The sequence below is a fragment of the Erwinia sp. genome (genome assembly GCF_049696395.1).
Classification (GTDB): Bacteria; Pseudomonadota; Gammaproteobacteria; order Enterobacterales; family Enterobacteriaceae; genus Erwinia.
In genome coordinates this window covers 1-19,776 of record NZ_JBAVTT010000101.1, presented here as the reverse complement: position 1 = coordinate 19,776, position 19,776 = coordinate 1, and the positions used below count along the sequence as shown (strand labels likewise).

Annotated in this window: 15 protein-coding genes; 7 read left to right on the top strand and 8 right to left on the bottom strand. The window is 54.6% G+C overall.

Going from position 1 to position 19,776, the window contains the following annotated elements; genetic code table 11:
- On the bottom strand, positions 1-1,668 hold a 1,668-nt coding region (locus WCC56_RS12635; RefSeq protein ID WP_424692702.1), incomplete at its 3' end, for a biotin carboxylase N-terminal domain-containing protein.
- Complete coding sequence (atzF, locus tag WCC56_RS12630; protein ID WP_424692701.1) at positions 1,661-3,463, bottom strand: allophanate hydrolase; 1,803 nt, start codon at positions 3,461-3,463, stop codon at positions 1,661-1,663. The genes atzF and WCC56_RS12635, both read right to left, overlap by 8 nt.
- A 435-nt stretch (positions 3,464-3,898) precedes the next feature.
- Here atzF and mchS3 point away from each other — a divergent pair, with 435 nt between their 5' ends.
- Positions 3,899-4,294: an MchS3 family protein gene (gene mchS3, locus WCC56_RS12625; RefSeq protein WP_424692700.1), complete on the top strand. Its 396-nt coding sequence runs from the start codon at positions 3,899-3,901 to the stop codon at positions 4,292-4,294.
- 361 nt (positions 4,295-4,655) lie between these two features.
- Here mchS3 and WCC56_RS12620 read toward each other — a convergent pair whose 3' ends face one another.
- Positions 4,656-5,537 (bottom strand): LysR substrate-binding domain-containing protein, encoded by an 882-nt coding sequence (locus WCC56_RS12620; protein WP_424692699.1) that lies wholly within the window; start codon positions 5,535-5,537, stop codon positions 4,656-4,658.
- A gap of 132 nt (positions 5,538-5,669) precedes the next feature.
- On the opposite strand from WCC56_RS12620, the gene WCC56_RS12615 reads away from it, so the two are divergent.
- Entirely contained in the window at positions 5,670-6,395 is a 726-nt protein-coding gene (locus tag WCC56_RS12615; RefSeq protein WP_424692698.1) for a pirin family protein, read from the top strand.
- A gap of 62 nt (positions 6,396-6,457) precedes the next feature.
- Here WCC56_RS12615 and WCC56_RS12610 read toward each other — a convergent pair whose 3' ends face one another.
- Genes WCC56_RS12610 through WCC56_RS12595 form a run of 4 tightly spaced genes read right to left on the bottom strand, consistent with a single transcriptional unit; the run spans position 6,458 to position 11,250 of the window.
- On the bottom strand, positions 6,458-7,279 hold the full coding sequence (locus WCC56_RS12610; RefSeq protein ID WP_424692697.1) for an alpha/beta fold hydrolase: 822 nt from the start codon (positions 7,277-7,279) through the stop codon (positions 6,458-6,460).
- A gap of 44 nt (positions 7,280-7,323) precedes the next feature.
- Positions 7,324-8,952, bottom strand: a complete 1,629-nt coding sequence (locus tag WCC56_RS12605) for an MFS transporter (RefSeq protein ID WP_424692696.1) — start codon at positions 8,950-8,952, stop codon at positions 7,324-7,326.
- Complete coding sequence (locus tag WCC56_RS12600; protein ID WP_424692704.1) at positions 8,940-9,368, bottom strand: DoxX family protein; 429 nt, start codon at positions 9,366-9,368, stop codon at positions 8,940-8,942. The genes WCC56_RS12605 and WCC56_RS12600 overlap by 13 nt, the downstream gene beginning before the upstream one ends.
- A gap of 4 nt (positions 9,369-9,372) precedes the next feature.
- On the bottom strand, positions 9,373-11,250 hold the full coding sequence (locus WCC56_RS12595; RefSeq protein ID WP_424692695.1) for an amidohydrolase: 1,878 nt from the start codon (positions 11,248-11,250) through the stop codon (positions 9,373-9,375).
- Between the two features lie 261 nt (positions 11,251-11,511).
- On the opposite strand from WCC56_RS12595, the gene WCC56_RS12590 reads away from it, so the two are divergent.
- From WCC56_RS12590 to WCC56_RS12570, 5 genes are read left to right on the top strand one after another with little or no spacing between them, the layout of a single operon-like run.
- Positions 11,512-12,198, top strand: coding sequence for a hydrolase (locus WCC56_RS12590; RefSeq protein ID WP_424692694.1), 687 nt, complete (start codon positions 11,512-11,514; stop codon positions 12,196-12,198).
- Positions 12,199-12,258: 60 nt separating this feature from the next.
- Positions 12,259-12,501, top strand: coding sequence for a DUF1427 family protein (locus tag WCC56_RS12585; RefSeq protein ID WP_424692693.1), 243 nt, complete (start codon positions 12,259-12,261; stop codon positions 12,499-12,501).
- A 2-nt stretch (positions 12,502-12,503) separates the two neighbouring features.
- Positions 12,504-12,758, top strand: a complete 255-nt coding sequence (locus WCC56_RS12580) for a XapX domain-containing protein (RefSeq protein ID WP_424692703.1) — start codon at positions 12,504-12,506, stop codon at positions 12,756-12,758.
- A gap of 10 nt (positions 12,759-12,768) precedes the next feature.
- Positions 12,769-13,152 (top strand): response regulator, encoded by a 384-nt coding sequence (locus tag WCC56_RS12575; protein ID WP_424692692.1) that lies wholly within the window; start codon positions 12,769-12,771, stop codon positions 13,150-13,152.
- Entirely contained in the window at positions 13,149-18,716 is a 5,568-nt protein-coding gene (locus WCC56_RS12570) for an AAA family ATPase (RefSeq protein ID WP_424692691.1), read from the top strand. The genes WCC56_RS12575 and WCC56_RS12570 overlap by 4 nt, the downstream gene beginning before the upstream one ends.
- 21 nt (positions 18,717-18,737) lie before the next feature.
- Here WCC56_RS12570 and WCC56_RS12565 read toward each other — a convergent pair whose 3' ends face one another.
- Positions 18,738-19,358, bottom strand: coding sequence for a response regulator transcription factor (locus WCC56_RS12565; RefSeq protein WP_424692690.1), 621 nt, complete (start codon positions 19,356-19,358; stop codon positions 18,738-18,740).
- Between the last annotated feature and the right edge of the window lie 418 nt (positions 19,359-19,776).

The window sequence follows — 19,776 nt, the reverse complement described above, 5'->3', positions numbered from 1 at the left end:
ACCCATCTGCGCACGACCAAGCGTCAGCGTTTGTCCGGCTTTGACCGCCACAGGCTGCCAGTAAGCTACCGTTTCGCCATCCAGTGTGGCCGGGCATTCGGCACCGGTCAGGGAAATCAGGGTGTCGCTGTGGAAGCGCAGCGTTGGGCCCTGCAGGGTGAACTCCAGGCCTGCGGCTTCTTCGGCGTTGCCGACAATGCGGTTCGCCAGGCGGAAAGCAAAATCATCCATCGGGCCAGAAGGGGGCACACCAATGTCCCAGTAACCCAGGCGGCCTGGGTAATCCTGAATGCTGCTCCAGGTGCCGGGCTGGATCACTTCCACCACTGGTGACAGTGGGGTGAAGCTGTCCAGCATGCGGGTCCAGACTTTACCGGTGCGGAAGGCTTCGGTAGCGACGATCTGGCGCAGATAATCCAGGTTTGTGGCAATGCCGTGCAGGCGGGTTTCGCTCAGCGCCTGCTGCATTTTGGCCAGCGCTGCCTCACGGTTTTCGGCATGGACAATCAGTTTGGCAATCATTGGATCGTAAAACGCCGAGACTTCGGTGCCGGTGTTAATCCAGCCGTCCACACGCACGTCATCCGGGAAGCAGACTTCCGTCAGGACGCCAGGGCTTGGCTGGAAGTTTTTCAGCGGGTCTTCAGCGTAAATACGCACTTCGATAGAAGCACCCTGAGGCGCTTGCGTCAGGCGTACCCAGTCAATCTCTTCTTCAGCCGCCACGCGCAGCATGCATTCGACCAGATCCAGCCCGGTCACGCTTTCCGTCACCGGGTGCTCAACCTGCAGGCGGGTATTCACCTCCAGGAAGAAGAAGTCATCGTTCTCCGCATCGTAGATATATTCCACGGTACCGGCGCTGCGGTAGCTGACCAGCTCGCCCAGTTTGACGGCTGATTCAAGCAGCGCGGCGCGGGTAGCGTCTGGTAATTGTGGGGCAGGGGTTTCTTCCACCACTTTCTGATTACGGCGTTGCAGCGAACAGTCGCGCTCGCCAAGCGCAATCACTTTGCCTTTGCCATCGCCAAAAATCTGCACTTCTACATGGCGCGCACGATCGATGCAGCGCTCCAGGAACACGCCTGCATCACTGAAAAACTGTTCGCCAAGGCGACGAACACTTTCCCATGCGTTGCTCAGCGCTTCAGCATCCGCACAGCGAGTCAGGCCGATGCCACCCCCGCCAGCCGTGCTTTTCAGCATCACCGGATAGCCGACACGTTCAGCGGCACTCAGCGCGTCTTCCAGCCTGTCCAGCAGCGGCGTTCCCGGTGTCATTGGCACACCAGCCGCAGCGGCCAGCTCACGGGCGCGGTGCTTAAGACCGAACTCGCCAATTTGATGCGCTGTCGGGCCGACGAAGGCGATCCCGGCTTCTTCACAGGCGGCGGCAAACGGCAGGCTTTCTGACAGGAAGCCATAACCCGGCCAGATGGCCTGCGCGCCAGTTTCTTTGGCTGCGGCGAGGATTTTGTCGATGCGTAAATAACTGTCGCTGGCTTTTTCCCCGCCCAGGGCAATCGCGATGTCAGCCTCTTTCACGTGCTGAGCATTTTTATCGGCCTCTGAGAACACGGCCACACTGGTGATGCCCAGACGCTTCAGCGTGCGGATGGCGCGGCAGGCAATTTCGCCACGGTTAGCGATCAGGACAGTATTAAACATGGGAGGTCTCCTTGCGGGTCAGCCAGTTGCGCCAGCCGCCAAATTCAGTAATGTCCGTGGCCTCTGGCAGCACGGCGGGTTCACAGATAAAGCCCTTCACCAGGCGGCCATCGGCCAGTTCGAGCGTGCCAATTCCCAGCGGAGAAGGGATTTCAGCCACAAATTCACCGAAGCGGGCCAGCGGGATATCCCACAGCTCAACAAGGATGGACGCGCCGTCGCTGCCTTTTGCCAGGCCAGGTTTGGGTGGTTTGGTGTTGGCAAGCGCATACAGCCGATAGCAGGCGGCGGTTTGGGTTTCTTCAACCAGCACCGCATCGCGGCTAGTGAGCTGGTGGTTGAGCGGCATGCCGCTCAGGTGGGCGCCTACAACCGCCACGCGAACATGCAGAGGGGAGGCGGGGATCGCCGTGTAAGTGGCTGGCTGGGCTTTGCCCGTTGCGCCCAGGCTTAATGCCTGGCTCGCCTGCCAGCGCTGGCCGAAAGTCGCTAACGCGCGGTCATACCAGGCTTGTGCAATCAGCGTGATGCCAGCCGGTAACCCGTCCTCTCGGAAGGGGCCAGGCAGCGCCAGCGCGGAGAGATCCGCCAGATTAGTAAAGTTGGTGTAGGTGCCGAACTGCGAATTGAAGCGCACCGGCTCCTTTTTCATCTCTTCCAGCGTATGGATGGTTGGTGAGGTTGGCACCACCAGCGCATCGAACTGGCTTAGCGTTTGCTGAATCTGACGGGTCAGTTCTGCACGCAGGTATTCGGCTTTAAAAGCGTCTACCGCACTGTAGTTAAGGCCGCTGGCGACAATGCCGTACACCACCGGATCCATTTCTTCTTTACGATCCAGCATGTCGCCAACCGCCACGGTGCGTTCAGCCACCCACGGCCCGTAATAGAGCTGTTCAGCCAGCTGGTGGAAGGCAGAGAAATCGATCGGGTGCAGCGTGGCACCGGTTTCTTTCAGCGCAATGACTGACTTTTCCCAGGCAGCTTCGGCCTGAGCATCGCCAAAGAAGTCGAGCGTGGAGGGAATGGCCAGACGAGGTGAGGCAGGCAGTGCTGCGGGTGCCAGGCCGGGATTGTGGCGTGAATAGGCGTCGCTGGCGTCGTAACCGCCGGCACAAGTTGCGGCCAGGAAAGCATCTTCTACCGTCAGAGCGAAGACGGAAATCGTGTCGTTAAGACGGCAGGCAGGCACTACGCCAGTCGCAGATAACCAGCCTTTGGTCGGCTTGAGACCCACAAGGTTATTAAAGCCAGCCGGAACGCGACCAGATCCTGCGGTATCTGTTCCCAGCGAGAAGCCCACCAGGCCGCGGGCGGCAACGGAAGCCGAGCCTGAACTTGAGCCGCCGCTGACGTAGTCAGGGTTGAAGGTGTTTTTGACGGCGCCAAACGGCGAGCGGGTGCCCACCAGGCCGGTAGCGTACTGATCGAGATTGGTTTTACCTATAACGACGGCACCAGCCGCTTTCAGATTCGCTACGGCGGTAGCATCAGCCGCAGCCTCATGGGAAAACGCCGGGCAGGCTGCAGTAGTTGGCCAGCCTGCTACGTCGATGTTGTCCTTCACCGCAAACGGTACCCCGAACAACGGCAGGGACTTCGGGTCCTGCTGCCAGGCGCTCAGCAGCGGTTCTACCTGAGCGCGGATCTGCGCAGGCGTAGCCAGATAAAGCCAGGCGTTGTCCTCGGTGGAGAGCCCCTCAAGCAGGGTCTCCAGCGTGGAGAGAACGGCTTCAGGATGCTGCTGATAATGCTGCTGCCAGTCGTTAAGGGTGAATCCGGTGGTCAGGGCCATGAGTTGAATTCCATCTGGTATACAAGATTGAATTCAATTGAGCAAAAGTTGTGCCAATAAAGTAACTTGTTGAATTTAATTGCTTTTAATTAGCATCCTCCTCAGTGGTGCACGCTGGACGAGCAGAGACTGAGCAAAAATGGGGCAAGGAGAGGCAGAAGAAGAGGTGTTTGTTGTAGTAAAAGGTTTTACGACTCCCAGGTTGTCGAAATGCTTCGTTGCTATAAGCCACTTGTTTAACGGTCTGTAATAGAAGTTGGTATAATTGAGTACAATAATAAAAATAAAATTTGGAACATTATTTTTACAAAAACCCAACATTGCTCTGTAATTAAATAAGTTAACTTTAAAATAATGTTTTAATTAATTTTATTTTCTTGGGTAATTGTGACCAGTGTCAATTTAATTTCGCCCTTCAATTGATAAGTTTAAATCATGATGAAAAAAAATCTGCTATATGTGATGTTAGTATTTACAACTTTTAAGCTCTCGGCTTCTGACATTGAGCTCACTGAGTTATCAGAAGTAGATGTTTACTCTATGGGGTTCAATGGGTTCATTGCTGAGAAAATGCCGCAACAGATTTTATATGAGAAAGTTTTTAGAGAAAAGAATGCCGTCGCACTCTTTAAAAAAATTCTGAATGAAGATTCAGCCACACCAGAAAGCAAGCTCTTTGCAGCATGCGGCCTTTGGCATAAAGGTTTATCTTCAGAAATAGTGATAAAAAAGGAGTTTGAGGGTCTCTCTGCCACAGTCCTTACTGGTGATATTTTGAGGAATGAAGCATTGCCAGCATTTTTGTTAAGGATTAAACAAGTAGGATGTTAATTAAAGTAATTTAAACTGTATAAGGATTTATTATATGGAAGTTTTAGACCAAAAAACATAGGCCGAGTCTCTGGTGGCATGAAAATTAGCGGCCTAAGGCCGTCAAATAATGTCATAAATATGACCGGCGCTAACATGGGTAGCTGGATCAGTGCGAGTAATACTTGTTGGAAACCGGGAACATCTACCCTCGTAATGTATCCATCTGGTAATTATAAACCAAACAATAAGTTTTGACGGGTAAAATACCTCGAACCTTTACTGGGGCGAGGTATTTTATAAGTATTAATGAATAACTTCCAATAATTCTTCCGATTGCAGCTTAAACCCGCTGGCGTAAAAGTCTCTTGATGTAAAAAATTTATTTTGATGCGATCCTTTCCTGCAGAAAAGCCAGGAAGACCCGGTTCACTTCGCTTCGCTGGCGGTGCTGAGGGAAAACGGCGTTCAGGCTGAGCGGAGAAGGGATAAAGTCATCCAGTACCCTGACCAGCTCGCCACGCTCCAGCGCCTTGCCGACGATAAATTCAGGTAACAGAACCAGTCCCAACCCGGCCACGGCGGCATCCAGCAGGACTTCACCATTGTTGCTTTGCACCGGCCCGGTCACCGCCATGATTTTCCGCTTACCTTCTACATTCAGCTCCCAGCCGGTTTGTCCTTCACGGCCATAGCGCAGGCAGGCATGTTGCAGCAGATCTTCAGGCTCTTCGGGCGGCGTCACGCGCTGCAGGTAAGAAGGACTACAGCAGATCACCCGTTTCAACTCGCCCAGCTTGCGGGCGATCAGCGTTGAGTCTGCCAGCGCCCCAATGCGGATCGCCATATCAAACCCTTCACCAATCACATCAACATAGCGATCGGCCAGTTCGATCTGAACGTTCACCGCTGGATGGTGCGTCAGAAAGTCGGCGATCAGCGGCGACAGGTGACTCATGCCGTAGGACATTGGCATGCTGATTCGAAAGGTGCCGTGCAACGCCTGATGGCGTTCAGAAACGGCCTGCTCGGCCTCTTCTATCTCTTCCAGGATACGCTGCGCGTGCTGGGCGAAGGTGTGCCCGGTATCCGTTACGGAAAGCTTACGCGTGTTTCTTATTAACAGCCTGGCACCCAGTGACTCTTCCAGCGCAGCCATGCGGCGGCTGACATACTGCTTTGACAGCATCAGCTGATCGGCGGCGGCGGTAAAGCTGCCTGAGGCGATCACCACCAGATAAATCTTCAGATCTTCAATCTGCATATTGTCCACTTAATTGTGACAGTGATTGCCTTTTCAGGCCATTGTTGAGCAAATGAGTTTACTTGTATTCTGGGTTCATCGGAAGGGCAACCGCTCTCCAGAAAACTTAACCCGGCATTACAGGAGCAGATCATGATCGAACAAAGACTGTCAGAACAACGCGGAGTGGGCGACCACGGTTGGTTGAATTCTCATCATACTTTTTCGTTCGCTAACTACTGGGATCCAAAACAGGTTGGGTTTTCGGATCTGCTGGTGATCAATGACGACCGGGTAGCGAAAGCCCGCGGATTTGGTGCCCATCCCCACAGCAATATGGAGATCATCTCTTATGTGTTGCAGGGCTCGCTGGAGCATAAAGATTCCATGGGCACCGGTTCAGTGATTGTCCCGGGTGATGTGCAGTTGATGAGTGCCGGTAGCGGCGTGACGCACAGTGAATTTAACCACTCAGCCACTGACGGCGTGCATTTCCTGCAGATCTGGATTATTCCTGCAGAGAAAAATACCCCGCCGGGCTACCAGCAGGTTTCGGTCAGTGACAGTGAAAAACGCGGTAAATTGCGCCTTATCGTGTCACCGGATGGCGAAGACAATGCGTTAACCGTGCGGCAGGACATGAAAATTTATGCCGGACTGTTCACGGGTGATGAGCAGCAAACTTTCACCCTGGCTGAAGATCGCTATGCCTATATTCAGGTCGCCCGGGGCAGCCTGACCGTGAACGGCATCAAGTTTAAAGCCGGTGATGGGGCTCGTGTCCGTAATGAGACAACGCTGACCTTTAGTGAAGGTGATGATGCGGAAGTCTTGTTGTTCGATCTGCGGCCGGTAGAAGTGAATCACCAGACCCGTTAATCAACGCTGAAAAAATAACGGCCACCGCTAAGGTGGCCGTTTTTCGTGGTGGCTCAGAAAATTTACCGGCTCTGCAGGAAAGCCAGCAGATCTTCGTTGAGCTGATCCTGATGCGTGACGGCAAAACCGTGCGGCGCATTGTCGTACACTTTCAGTTCTGCACCCGCAATCATTTCTGCGGCCACTTTTCCGGTGGTGTCGAACGGAACAATTTGATCGTTGCTGCCGTGGATCACCAGCGTTGGCACAGTGATCTTCGGCATATCGCCACGGAAATCGGTTTCAGAGAACGCCGTCACGCAGTCGATAGTGCCTTTCAACGAGGCCAGTAACGCAATGTTCAGCGTCTGGGTCATCACGCCTTCTGAAACAGTTTGTCCGGCGTTGGTGCCATAGAAAGGCGAAGCGAAATCACTGATGAACTGCGCGCGATCTTTACGCAGACCGTCTTTGATCCCGCTGAAGACCGACAGATCCACGCCTTCAGGGTAGTCTTCTGCCTTACCAAAGATCGGCGTTACCGCACCCAGTAAAACCAGCCCGGAGATGCGATCGCTGCCGTATTTGCCCAGATAGCGTGCCACATCGCCGCCACCCATCGAGAAGCCCACTAACGTGACATCAGTCAGATCCAGGTGCAGGATCAGTTCGTTGATGTCTGAAGCAAAGGTATCGTAATCGTAACCAGTCCAGGGTTGATCTGAACGGCCAAAGCCACGGCGGTCGAAGGCAATTCCACGGTAGCCACGCTCTGCCAGGAAGGTCATCTGACTGTCCCACATGTCAGCATCTAGCGGCCAGCCATGACTGAACAGCACGGGTTTGCCGCTGCCCCAGTCTTTGTAATAAATGCCTGTGCCGTCGGTCATTTTAATCATGCTCATGGTGATCATCCTGTAAGTGAGTGAGGGGGGCAACGACGCCCCGGTTAAACCGGAGCGACCAGATAACGGATCTCAGGCAGGCTGTCTCCCTGATGGAAAGCAACAACGCGGCTCTGAATTTTACAGTCGTTCATGGTGTAGCGTTCCTTCTGGCGCAGGTGCTCCATCCAGGATCCGACGACAAAGGTTTCAACAAAAATACCGGGGCGCAAAATGTCCTCGTACAGACACCAGTTAATCGCACCGCCGCGCCGTCTTACCCGGCGCATCTCCTGAATACAAACGGTGAAGCTGCGGGCATCGTCAGTTTTAATCAGGTATTCATAGCTCACCATCACCGGCCCACGATCGTGACGGATGTCGGGGATCGTGCCGTTTTCATCTGCGGCGATGCTGTCCAGATTCAGATCCGGATCCTGATCCAGCCGCCAGCGAAAGACTGTGGTACTGGCGAGGATCATTCCAACGGTTGCGATGCACAGCGACATTGGGATGCCATAGTGAGAAGCCAGTTGTCCCCAGATCGCACTGCCTGCCGTCATCGATCCAAAGAACACGGTGAGGTAGACCGCCAGTGCCCGGGCTTTCACCCATCTGGCGGCGCTGCGTTGTGCACCAAGATTGAGGGTGGACAGCACTGCAATCCAGGCAAAACCGGTGAAAAATTCAAACGCATTCAGCAGCCAGAAATGGCGCACCCAGGCCAGCGCCAGCATGGTCATCGCAAACATCAGGCTGGCCAGCACCATCAGCCGATCGGCACTGAAACTTTTCCGCATGCGTGGCAGTAACAGCGCGCCGCAAATAGCCCCCACGCCGATAAATGCCAGCATGATGCCGTATCCGCCTGGCCCCAGGCCCAGTTCACGGCGGGCAACCAGCGGCAGCAATGCCCAGCCCGCGCTGCCAAAAACAAAGAAGGCGACGGTGCGGACCAGCACATTGCGCAGTACTGGCGCGGCATGGACATACCGAATACCGGCCCGGACGGCTGAGAAAAAATGCTCAGGAGGCAGGCGCTGAACGGTCGGTTCGGCTTTCCAGCGATACAACACTAGCGCGACGCCCAGCACCGATAACGCATTCAGCAGAAACACCATCCACGGACCCACAAAGGAAAGAATTAACCCGCCCAGCGCCGGGCCAATGGCGCGACTGATATTGATCCCCAGCGAGTTAAGGGCAATAGCGGGCCCCAGCGACGGCTTGTCCACCAGATCCGGCACGATGGCCTGAAAGGGCGGTGAACTCATCGCCGCACCTGCACTGAGGAAAAATGCCGCAATCAGCAGCACCATTGGCGTCACGTGGCCGGTAAACGACAGCACCGTGAGGATAGTGGCGGCGACAAAGACCCACAGTTGAGAAAACAGCAGGTATTTGCGGCGGTCTACGATGTCAGCCAGCACGCCCGAAGGGAGCGCAAAAAGAAACATCGGCAAACTGCTTGCGGCCTGCACCATCGCCACCGACAGCGGATCGGCGCTCAGCGTCAGCATGGTCCAGTTCACCCCAACATCGTTCATCCATGAACCAATGTTGGAGACTACCGTGGCCAGCCACAGCATGCGGAAGACCGGCAGGCGTAAAGGCTGCCAGGGTGAAACCGTCACCACTGGCAGATCTTCGGGCAGTGCCGTGCTGGCACTGTGAACGTCGTTTACCTGCGCCATGCGGCCACCTCAGTCTGTTTAGTGGCGCCTAAGCGCCATTTCCCCGGGCCGGTCATCGCCAATGTGCTGAAAATAATCAGCAGCAACCAGCCGAACTGGCCCTCAGCTAATGACCAGTCTGGATGAACAACCAGCATGGCGACCAGCAATACCCCGATGATCGGCAGGCAGGCAAGCCGGGTTGCCACACCAGCGATAATGAATAACGGGCAGATGACTTCGGCAAAAATGGCCGGAAGCAGGCTCATGTAAGCCCCCAGGCCAAAGGGATCCTCAATGCGCGCCAGTTCTTCGGTGAAATGAAACACTTTTGGCAACCCATGAACAGACAGCAACAGCAGGCAACCGCTGAGCCTGAGGAATAACAGCCCCAGATCAATCTGGGGCGGGATAAGAACCGCAGAGGCGTTTTTCATCGGATCAGAACGCAAAGCAGCTGCAGCCCAGCGCGCCCCAAAAAGCGTTGTCTTCCGAGACCGGCACGTTAGCCCCACGGGCCACATCATGCTGATGGCTGTGGACGCCGCATGGGCCGCTGCAATGGTGAACCTGCGGCATCATGCCCACTCGGGAAGCGGCTTGCGGCGGGGCGCTGCGATAATGACCCGGCACATTCACCACTGGCGACCAGTCTGGCAGCACGGGAATGGAAGGCGGCGCCTCAGAGGTAAACGACCCTGCAGCGTAAACCACGTTGCCGTCCACCACCGTTAATACCGATTCAATGCCTTTGATCTCTTCTTCCGGCACGCTGAAGAAGTCTTTGCTCAGCACCGCCATATCGGCCAGCTGACCCACTTTTATCTGGCCTTTTTTACCCTGTTCACTGGAGAACCAGGCACTGCCTTGCGTCCACAGCATCAACGCCGTTTCACGATCGAGACGAGCGCTGGCGTCATACATTTGCATCCCACCAACGGTTCGGCCTGAGACCAGCCAGTAAAGTGCGGTCCACGGGTTGTAGCTGGCGACTCGCGTGGCATCCGTTCCCAGCCCAACCGGAACTTCTGTGTCCAGCATTCGGGCCACTGGCGGAGTGTGGCGGGTGGCTTCAATGCCGTAGCGTTCGGCAAAGTATTCGCCCTGGAAAGCCATGCGGTGTTGAACAGCAATCCCACCGCCCAGCTCTTTAATACGGTCAATGTTCTTCTGCGTGACGGTTTCCGCATGGTCAAAGAACCAGTGCAGGCCATTGAACGGAATGTCCCGGTTCACTTTTTCAAACACATCCAGCATCCGGCTGATGGATTCGTCATAAGTGGCATGCAGACGGAACGGCCAGCGATGCTCAACAAGATGGCGAACCACACGTTCAAGTTCGTCTTCCATGCCCGGCGCTAAATCAGGACGCGGCTCCAGGAAGTCTTCAAAGTCTGCGGCTGAGAACACCAGCATTTCACCCGCGCCGTTGTGGCGGAAATAGTCGCTGCCCTGGCCTGGCGAGAGCATGTCGGTCCATTTCTCAAAGTCTTCGAGTTCGTGTCCAGGCCGCTGGGTAAACAGGTTGTAGGCGATGCGCAGCGTCATCTGCTTTTTCTCATGCAGCTCGGCGATGACCTGGTAATCTTCGGGGTAATTCTGGAAGCCGCCGCCCGCATCGATGGCGCTGGTCAGGCCGAGGCGGTTGAGTTCACGCATGAACTGACGCGTAGAGTTGACCTGTTGTTCCAGCGGCAGCGTGGGGCCTTTAGCCAGCGTGGAGTAGAGGATCATCGCATTCGGACGGGCAATCAGCATACCGGTTGGGTTGCCGTTGCTGTCGCGCTGAATTTCGCCGCCCGGAGGATTTGGCGTGTCTTTGGTGTACCCCACCACTTTCAATGCGGCACGGTTGAGCAGGGCGCGATCGTAAAGGTGCAGGATGAACACCGGCGTCTCTGGCGCGGCTTCATTGATTTCGTCCAGGGTCGGCATCCGGCGCTCGGCAAACTGGAACTCAGTCCAGCCACCCACCACGCGAACCCACTGTGGAGAAGGCGTACGCAGCGCCTGGTCTTTCAGCATCCGCAACGCATCCGCTAAAGAAGGCACGCCTTCCCAGCGTAATTCCAGATTGTAGTTCAGGCCGCCACGAATCAAATGCAGGTGCGAGTCATTCAGGCCCGGCACCGCAGTATGGCCTTTCAGGTCGATCACTTTGGTCGCTTCATCATGGTATTCCATGACCTCGGCTACCGTGCCAACCTGCAGAAATTTACCTTTTGAGATCGCTACGGCTTCCGCGAAAGGATGTTGACGGTCGACGGTGTGGAACTTGCCATTGGTGAAAATGAGATCGGCTTTAGCGGGCGTTACCATGGATCCTCCTGAAGTGAGATGTCCGGACCGCGCGGCGCTGGCTGCAGTACGGAGAACGGGGCTGAATGCTGGTAAGCAGAGCACCAACTGAAGAGAAGTATGGTGAGGATTTTGGCGGATCGTCTAGTTATACGAAGGGATAACTATACGTCCGTATAGTTATACGCAGAGATAATAGTGACGACGGAGTAATCGCCTTAGACTGCGGGCTGACAGTGATTGATGCGCTTTATTCACCTTTCAACCTCAATGGGTAACCACATGACAAACGCTAAACTTGAAGTTCTGACGCCTCATAACAGCCAGATGATTTTCATCGACCAGCAGCCGCAGATGGCTTTTGGCGTACAGTCAATTGACCGTCAGGTGCTGAAAAACAATACCGTTGCGCTGGCTAAAGCGGCGAAAGTTTTCAACATCCCTACCATCATCACCACCGTTGAAACTGAGAGCTTCTCGGGTCACACCTATCCAGAGTTGCTGGATGTGTTTCCTGGTCAGGACATCCTGGAAAGAACCTCAATGAACTCCTGGGATGACCAGAAAGTGCGTGACGCGCTGGCCGCTAACGGCAAGAAAAAAGTGGTGGTTTCTGGCCTGTGGACCGAAGTCTGTAACAACAGCTTTGCCCTCTGCGCAATGCTTGAAGGTGACTATGAGATCTATATGGTGGCCGATGCTTCAGGTGGCACCACCAAAGAAGCCCATGACTTTGCTATGCAGCGCATGATCCAGGCGGGCGTTGTTCCTGTTACCTGGCAGCAGGTTATGCTGGAGTGGCAGCGTGACTGGGCTAACCGTGATACCTATGACGCGGTAATGAATATTGCTAAAGAGCACTCAGGTGCTTACGGCATTGGTGTGGATTACGCCTATACCATGGTGCACAAAGCCCCTTCTCGTCAGAAGAGTGAGCACCGTACTCTGGCTCCAGTGCCAGCGCGTTAATTCCCTTTGCAGGCCAGTCTTTACAGGCTGGCCTGCGTTGACTCATGAAGGAGGATTGCCATGAGTCCTTTAATCCTTTCCCTGGGCGCGGGTGTCCTGGTCGGACTTTTCTATGCTCTGCTCAACGTTCGCTCTCCAGCTCCGCCAGCTATCGCTTTAGTGGGTTTGTTAGGCATGGTCCTCGGTGGCGAACTTGCCGCACACTTCATGCATAAAGACCCGCAGGCTACGGCTCAACGTCTTCCTTTCTCTGCCGATAACGTCTTCTCTGCTCCCTCTTCCCTGATGGCGATAAGGAGCTGATGATGCTGAAATCCTACGGTATTTCATTAGTTGTCGGCATGCTAGCCGGGGGGATTTACGCGCTAATCCGTGTGGAAGCCCCGGCACCACCAGTCATCGCCTTACTGGGCTTATTCGGCATGCTGGTCGGTGAACAGCTGGTGCCGTTAGCGAAGCGGCTCATCAAGCGACAACCGGTCACGCTGCACTGGTTCCGTCACGAGTGCGTTCCTAAAATCAGCGGCACGCCGCCGCCGACAAAGGATAAAGCACCTTAAGGATAAAAGAATGCGTTCTCGGCCCATTGTTATTGTGGATGACGAACCCTCGGTCCGCAGTGGGCTGAGCAACTTATTGCAGTCAGAAGGGTACTGCACGCTGACTTTCGCCTCGGCTGAAGCGCTGCTTGAGGAGGAAACCGCGCTTCAGGACGCGGTATTATTTATCATTGATGTCAGGCTGCAAGGGATGAGCGGCTTTGAGCTGTTTAAGGAACTGGCCCGTCGGCTGGAGAATCCGCCTGCCATTCTTATTTCAGGCGACGGTGATGAGAACATGCTGTGGGTGGCGATTGGGCTGGGCGCGCTGGCTTTTTTGCCTAAACCTATCGAAATTGATACGTTGTTCACTCACATCCGCCAGCTGTTATCTCCAGGAGAAGCGCAGCCATGAGCCTGTCACCCCCCGCTCTGCAGTCTGTAGGCGAAGAGGGATTTTCGCTCTCCGACGATTTGACCTTCAGCCCGTTGGCACAAGAAAGCCAGCTGGCCTGGTATCTGTGTCGCTACACCACCAGTAGCGACACTTTTATTATTGCCACTGCTGCCAGCGAAGACGCCATTTTTCAGGTGACGCCATTGCTGAAAAATGAGTATGCGCTGCGTGAAAAACTCAGCGTCTCCTGGGCCATCAGGCCGCTGGCGCACAGCCTTTTTCATGGCCGTTACGCCCTGATGTATGACGTATTCTCCAGGCGAACGTTGGCGGACTTCCTCAGCCTTACTCCTCAGGTGCTGTCGGATTTTTTACACAGCGCGATCCTGCTTTGTGCTCCCTTGAGTCAGATGCATCAGCAGGGATTGGTACACGGCGACATCAAGCCGGCCAACTTCTTTATCAACGAAGACGGCACTTTTCGGTTAGGGGGATTCGGGCTTGCCTCCGTGGCTTCAACAGCGCCTTTGCCGCTGGGATTGCCAGCTTCAGGCGGCACCCTGGCGTATATGTCGCCAGAGCATACGACCCGCACCACTCAGCAAGTCACGCCTTTAAGCGATCTTTACAGCTTTGGCGTGGTGCTTTACGAGCTGCTGACCGGTAAGCTGCCTTTCGGCACCGCTGAAGGCGGGCACGCAGAGTGGGTTCATCATCATGTTGCTTCTGAGCCGCACCCTCCGCACCTCGTGCGTACCGATGTTCCCGCAATGCTCTCTTCGGTCATTTTGCGCCTGCTGGAAAAATCCCCGGCGCAGCGCTATCAGACGGTTGAAGGGCTGCTGGCGGATCTGCATCGCTGCCGGGCCAGCCTCACTCCTGAAGGCCACATTGAGTCCTTTACCCCTGGGTTACAGGATACCCAGCGGAAAGGGTTTGCCTCCGGCACGCTGTTTAACGATCATCCTCAGGCTGAAAATTTACTGGTTCTGTTCGATGAAGTGATGCAAAGCGGCCGATCCAGTCTCACCGTTATCAGTGGTACCGCTGGCAGCGGAAAGTCTTCGCTACTCGCCTCTGGTATCAGAAAGTTACAGCAAAAGAAGCTTCTTCTAACGGTGGTGAAAGCCGATCGTCACTCCCCGGTTCTGCCTTATGCTGTTTTTACTGCTGCGTTTCGTATGGTGGTGTTGAACTTGCTTGGACTGTCGGCGGAAGAGGTTGCCCGTTGGCGATCCCACCTCGTTCGTTTACTGGGTGACTACGTGGGGTTGGCGATCAATTTTGTCCCTGAACTGGGCGTATTGTTAGACCAGAAAGCGCAACCTCTTGCCGATATTCATTCACTCGATGCCAGAAACCGCTTTACCAATATGGTGTGTAGTCTTACGAAAGCCTTCGCCACGCCAGGAAGGCCGTTGGTCATGCTGATTGATGATATTCACTGGGCCGATCAGGCCAGCCTGCAGCTGCTGCAAAATCTGCTGGAAATGAGTGAAGATATCCCGTTGATGCTGGTGGTTACCCATCATGATATTGCCTCCTTACCTTGTCCGCTGATCGGCATGCAATTGACTGCTCTGAGAAGTTCGACGGCCAGAAGTGGAGAGATCACTCCGCAGCAGCTTTCAGTAAAAGCGCTGGCTCAGTGGCTGGCTGATGTTTTTCACGATCGTCCGGCGGCAACCGGGGAACTGGCGCGCTTGATCCATGAGAAGACCGGTGGGAATCCGCTGTTTACTCAGGAATTTTTTCGCCAGGCGGTGCAGGATGGCATTATCCACCACGGGCAGTATCCGCAGAAATGGGGCTACGATCGCCAGGCGTTAACCGCCTGCCAGTACACGGAGAATGTGGCCAACCGCGTGTTACAACAACTGGAAACCGTAACTGCTGAAACCCGGCATCTGCTGGGCAAGGTAGCCTGTTTGGGCGGATCGGGTGAGTTGATGATGCTCAGCAAAGTGCTGAACCTGTCAGTTGAAGCGCTCATAACCTGCCTGTTGCCGGCGGCTAATGCCCAGTTGCTCACCCTGACAGCAAATCACTATGCTTTTACTCATGACAGCGTGCATGAGGCGGCAATGGATCTGAACGATCCTGCAGAGGACGATCTTTTACACCTCGCGGCTGCGCAACGATTTGCGGAGTTGGCAGCAGTAGACGCGGGCAACGATCCGCTGTTCAGGGTGGTTCACCATCTTGCGACCATCAAAGATCTTCAGTTAGCCCAGGCAGAGGCGGAAAGCTATCGGCAACTGATCCTTATGGCCAGCAGAAGAGCTAAAAATACCGGGGATTATATTTCTTCCCTTCGGTTCTTGCGGACGGCACGTGCACTGACTCCTTTAGTGTCGAACGAAGATCATTTCACTTTTTTACTGGAAGAAGCCGAATGTGAGTTCCTTCAGGGGAACCTGGCCGTTGCGTTAGACCTTTGCGGGAAGCTGCTGGCATTGCCAGGCAACATGACCGATAAAGCGGTGGCTGCCTGCTGGCTGGCAGAAATCCATATGCGTCAGTCTGACAACACACTGGCGCTTGAAACCGCGATTGCCTGGCTGGCGGTGTTTGGCATCCACTTGAATCGCCATCCTGACAAGGCCGAATGTGATGCCGCCAGGATCGCCCTCAAGGCACATGTCGGCATCAATCCCTATACCCGCTTCAGGTCGCTGCCGTTAATGGCCAGCCGGGAGAATGAAGCGATCATGAATCTGATGGCCAGCGCCAGCATGTTTGCAGCGTTTTCCAGCCCCCGACTGCATTTCATGATCGTCTGCAAAATGCTGCACCTGACTCTCGATCACGGAATGACCGGGGCCTCCACTTTTGCACTTTCCTGGTATGGCGTGCTGTGCGGGGGGCATTATGATGAATACAGCCGGGGCTATGCCAGCACGCTGCTGGCACGGGAACTGGTGTATAAACACGACTTCACCAGTTTTAAGGCCCGCACCCTGATGCCGCTGGACCAGGTCAGCGTCTGGACCATGCCAATGGCTTATGCCATTGAGTGCGCTAAAGAAACGTTCAATGTTGCCGTCGCCAATGGCGATCGCACTTCCGCTTGCCTGGCTTTACGTCATCAAACCATGAACTATCTGGCGCGAGGCGATCATTTAGAGGGCGTGCTGACCTCGATAGAGCGAGCGCTGGCTTATGTTCGCAAGGCGCACTATCAGGATGTGGAAAGCGTGCTGCAGATGCAGCGAGAGTATGTCTTGTTCCTGCGCGACGGCACCCAAAACGAGATGTCAGGCAACAATTTTGTTCCGGGGGTACTGCAACTCGCCGGCAAGGATATCGCCACACAACCGCTGGTTTTGATGCAATTCTGGCACTGGTTGTACCGGGGAATGGCCCATTTTTTCTCTGGCGAATATGCCGATTCTGAGCGTTGCCTGGCGCAGGCCTCGCGTTTTATTGACTTGATCCCTGGGCATATTCATATGCTCGATTTTCATCTTTATAGCGCGCTGTCGATGACCCTTCAGTTGGAACCCGCCACTTTCACTGCCGCAAAACAGCAAAAGGTCTGGATCCATTATGAAAAAATTGCCACCTGGGCCACCGAAAATGCCAAAACATTCGCGGATAAACAAGCCTTACTGATGGCGGAGATCCTGCGGCTTGAAGGCAAAGACAGCGCGGCTGCAGAACAGTATGAAGAGGCGATTGCCTTATCCCGCAGCGGGCAATTTGAGCACATGACTGGCGTGGCGCATGAGATAGCCGCCAGTTTTGCCAGCGCTCGTGGGTTAACGGTGGCCGCAGAGGCTTACCTCAAGGGGGCGATCAATGCCTGGCAACGTTGGGGAGCCGAGGCCAAAGTCCGGCAGTTGGCATCCAGGCATGCTCATCTGGCGCCGGCCGGACAGAATTCGCCGTTCACCACCGTCACCTTTGATCAGAATAATGCGGTCAGCGATCTGCAAAGTGTGATCACGGCGATGCGGGCGCTGACCGAGGAGATCAATCTGGATCGCCTGATCAACACCCTGATGATGATGTTGCTGGAAAGGGCTGGCGCGCAGCGTTGCCTGTTAATCCGCTTACTGGAAGGCCAGATCCCGGAAATCGAGGCAATGGCGACCTCCACAGCGGAGGGGACGCGGGTGAAAATTTTGCAGGTAACCCCGACCTCAACCGATCTGCCGCTATCCGTTTTATCGGCGGTGATCCGCACCGGCCAGGAGATCCGCACCGGCAAACCTGAAATCTTCAGCCCGTTCAGCCAGGATCCTTATCTGGTGGCTTCTGGCGCGGCGGTGATGTGCGTGCCGATGTTCAAACAGGCGCGGATGGTCGGTGTGTTGTATCTGGAAAACCGTTTAATGCCCGATGTCTTTACCGCGGAACACTCGAGAATAGTGGCGATATTGGGCGCTCAGGCCGCTATCTCACTCGAAACCGCCAGGCTTTACAGCGAACTCCTGGAAGAGAACATTCAGCGGAGAAGGGTAGAGAAACAGCTGAGATCCAGCCAGACATCGCTGATGCTGGGGGAGAAGATCAGCCATACCGGCACCTGGCACTGGCATCTTGAGCAGGACATGATGCTGGTTTCTGACGAGTACAGGCTGATCCTCGGCTTGCCGGAGCAGCAAAAAAGCCTGTCGATGGCGAATTTTTTAACGCGCGTACACCCCGACGATCGTCACTGTATTAGCGAACTGGTGTCAGACAGCGTGCGGAACGGCATTATTATGCAGGCGGAGTTTCGCATCCTCAGACCGGATGGAGAGTGCCGCTACATCAAAGGGATCGGAGAGCCTGTAGAAAGCTGGTCTGAGGTAAAGGAGTATTTTGGCACCATTTCGGATATTACCGCGCAGCGTCTGTCGGAGGATGCTGCACGGCTTGCGCAGGCCGATCTTGCCCGGGTTTCACGCGCGACTACCGTTGGGCAGCTGACCTCTTCCATCGCGCATGAAATTAACCAGCCGTTAATGTCGATTGTGGCGAATGCCGGAGCCAGCCTGCGCTGGCTGAAACGCGACCAGATACATCTTGCTAACGCCTGTTCCAGCCTGGAAGAGATTATTAATGAAGGGAAACGGGCTGGCGACATTATCCGTGGCTTGCAATCACTGACCCGCAATACTGCCTCTGAATTCGCCCAGGCTAATCTGCACCTCATCGCCCGCGATATCTTATCGCTGTCACGTATGGAGCTGGAGAGACGCTGGATTACCCTTGAACTCAAACTGCGTGCAACCAACGATGCGGTATATTGTGACCGCGTGCAGATCCAGCAGCTGTTATTGAATCTGGTGCTTAACGCCCTCGAGGCGATGGATGAAACGCAGGGGCGGGCGCATGTGCTGACGCTCTCCTCCTGGAATCCTTCACCCGAAGTGATCCGCTTTGAGGTTTCTGATACCGGCACTGGGCTGCCCGAACAGGTCATCAAGCGCATCTTTGACTCTTTCTACACCACCAAAAAAGAGGGCATGGGCATGGGATTGGCGATCAGTGACGAGATCATCAAAAAGCACCGGGGAGAGTTAAGGGCTGAAAACCGGGAGAGTGGCGGCAGTCTTTTCTGGTTTACGCTGCCTACAGAGCTGGAAGGGTGAGAGGAGAAACCTGAGGAGGCGCTAGCGCCCTCGGGTTTTTTCAATATTCAGCCGTTCTGCTGCCCGCACTAAATCGGACAGCGAGCGAACCTGCATTTTTTCCATTACCCGGCGCTTATGCACTTTAGCGGTAATCTCACTGATCCCCATCTCGGCGGCTATTTGCTTATTTTGCAGGCCGCCGATTGCCAATAACATCACTTCACCTTCACGCGGGGTCAGCGAATGATGCCGCGCGGTCAGCTCCAGCTTTTGCTGCGAGGAAGCCATGCTATCTTCTGAGATCCTCAACGCTTCAGCTACCGCCTGCAGCAATCGTTCAGGATCTACTGGCTTAGTCAGGAATTCATAAGCGCCTGCTTTCATGGCTCTGACCGTCACCGGAATGGTGCCAAATCCGGTCAGGAAGATCGTCGGGATCGAGTAGCCTTTCTCCATCAGGGCGCTGGCTACGCCAAATCCATCGATGCCTGGCATATTAATATCCACGATCAGGCAGCACGGCGAGGAATAAAAGGGATGTGCCAGAAAAGCGTCAGGGCATGAAAAAGGAGCAACGGTATAATCTTGTGAGCTGAGTAAATTGGTCAGCGCGGTGGTCACAGACTCATCATCATCAACGACATAAACTATGTGGTTCATAACGTTTCTCTTCTTAAAGGAACCCTCTCTGACCTCTGATAACGGACTTTTTTGTCAGCTATCAACGGAGTATAGAATCAGTTAAGAAATCGTCAGGGTTTTGGCAGTGGCAGGGCTGGATAATAGCATAATAATTATCATTATCATCGTTTTAGCGCGCTATTAAGAATAAAGCCACAAGCCGATGATTCCGTTACCCTTCACATTGCTTTGGTTGCCGTTAGCCAGCCAGTGGGTCACCCTTTCATCTTGCTGTTTCACCGCGAATAATATCGCCGAAGTATGATCTTCTTCACAATTAGCCACTAAATAGCGCTAGAAATCTTGCCTCTCTTCCCCGGAATTGCCAATGATAGCCGCCACAGGATTGTTACTGTTTACAGGCAAAACCTCAGGCGCGGCTTCTTACCCAAGAAGC

Excerpts from the sequence above, each read along its gene's own strand:
- mchS3 (WP_424692700.1), top strand. The coding sequence starts at position 3,899 with ATGATGAAAAAAAATCTGCTATATGTGATGTTAGTATTTACAACTTTT.
- atzF (WP_424692701.1), bottom strand. The coding sequence starts at position 3,463 with ATGGCCCTGACCACCGGATTCACCCTTAACGACTGGCAGCAGCATTAT.
- WCC56_RS12570 (WP_424692691.1), top strand. The coding sequence starts at position 13,149 with ATGAGCCTGTCACCCCCCGCTCTGCAGTCTGTAGGCGAAGAGGGATTT.
- WCC56_RS12565 (WP_424692690.1), bottom strand. The coding sequence starts at position 19,358 with ATGAACCACATAGTTTATGTCGTTGATGATGATGAGTCTGTGACCACC.
- WCC56_RS12610 (WP_424692697.1), bottom strand. The coding sequence starts at position 7,279 with ATGAGCATGATTAAAATGACCGACGGCACAGGCATTTATTACAAAGAC.
- WCC56_RS12615 (WP_424692698.1), top strand. The coding sequence starts at position 5,670 with ATGATCGAACAAAGACTGTCAGAACAACGCGGAGTGGGCGACCACGGT.
- WCC56_RS12605 (WP_424692696.1), bottom strand. The coding sequence starts at position 8,952 with ATGGCGCAGGTAAACGACGTTCACAGTGCCAGCACGGCACTGCCCGAA.
- WCC56_RS12590 (WP_424692694.1), top strand. The coding sequence starts at position 11,512 with ATGACAAACGCTAAACTTGAAGTTCTGACGCCTCATAACAGCCAGATG.
- WCC56_RS12575 (WP_424692692.1), top strand. The coding sequence starts at position 12,769 with ATGCGTTCTCGGCCCATTGTTATTGTGGATGACGAACCCTCGGTCCGC.
- WCC56_RS12620 (WP_424692699.1), bottom strand. The coding sequence starts at position 5,537 with ATGCAGATTGAAGATCTGAAGATTTATCTGGTGGTGATCGCCTCAGGC.
- WCC56_RS12585 (WP_424692693.1), top strand. The coding sequence starts at position 12,259 with ATGAGTCCTTTAATCCTTTCCCTGGGCGCGGGTGTCCTGGTCGGACTT.
- WCC56_RS12595 (WP_424692695.1), bottom strand. The coding sequence starts at position 11,250 with ATGGTAACGCCCGCTAAAGCCGATCTCATTTTCACCAATGGCAAGTTC.
- WCC56_RS12600 (WP_424692704.1), bottom strand. The coding sequence starts at position 9,368 with ATGAAAAACGCCTCTGCGGTTCTTATCCCGCCCCAGATTGATCTGGGG.
- WCC56_RS12580 (WP_424692703.1), top strand. The coding sequence starts at position 12,504 with ATGCTGAAATCCTACGGTATTTCATTAGTTGTCGGCATGCTAGCCGGG.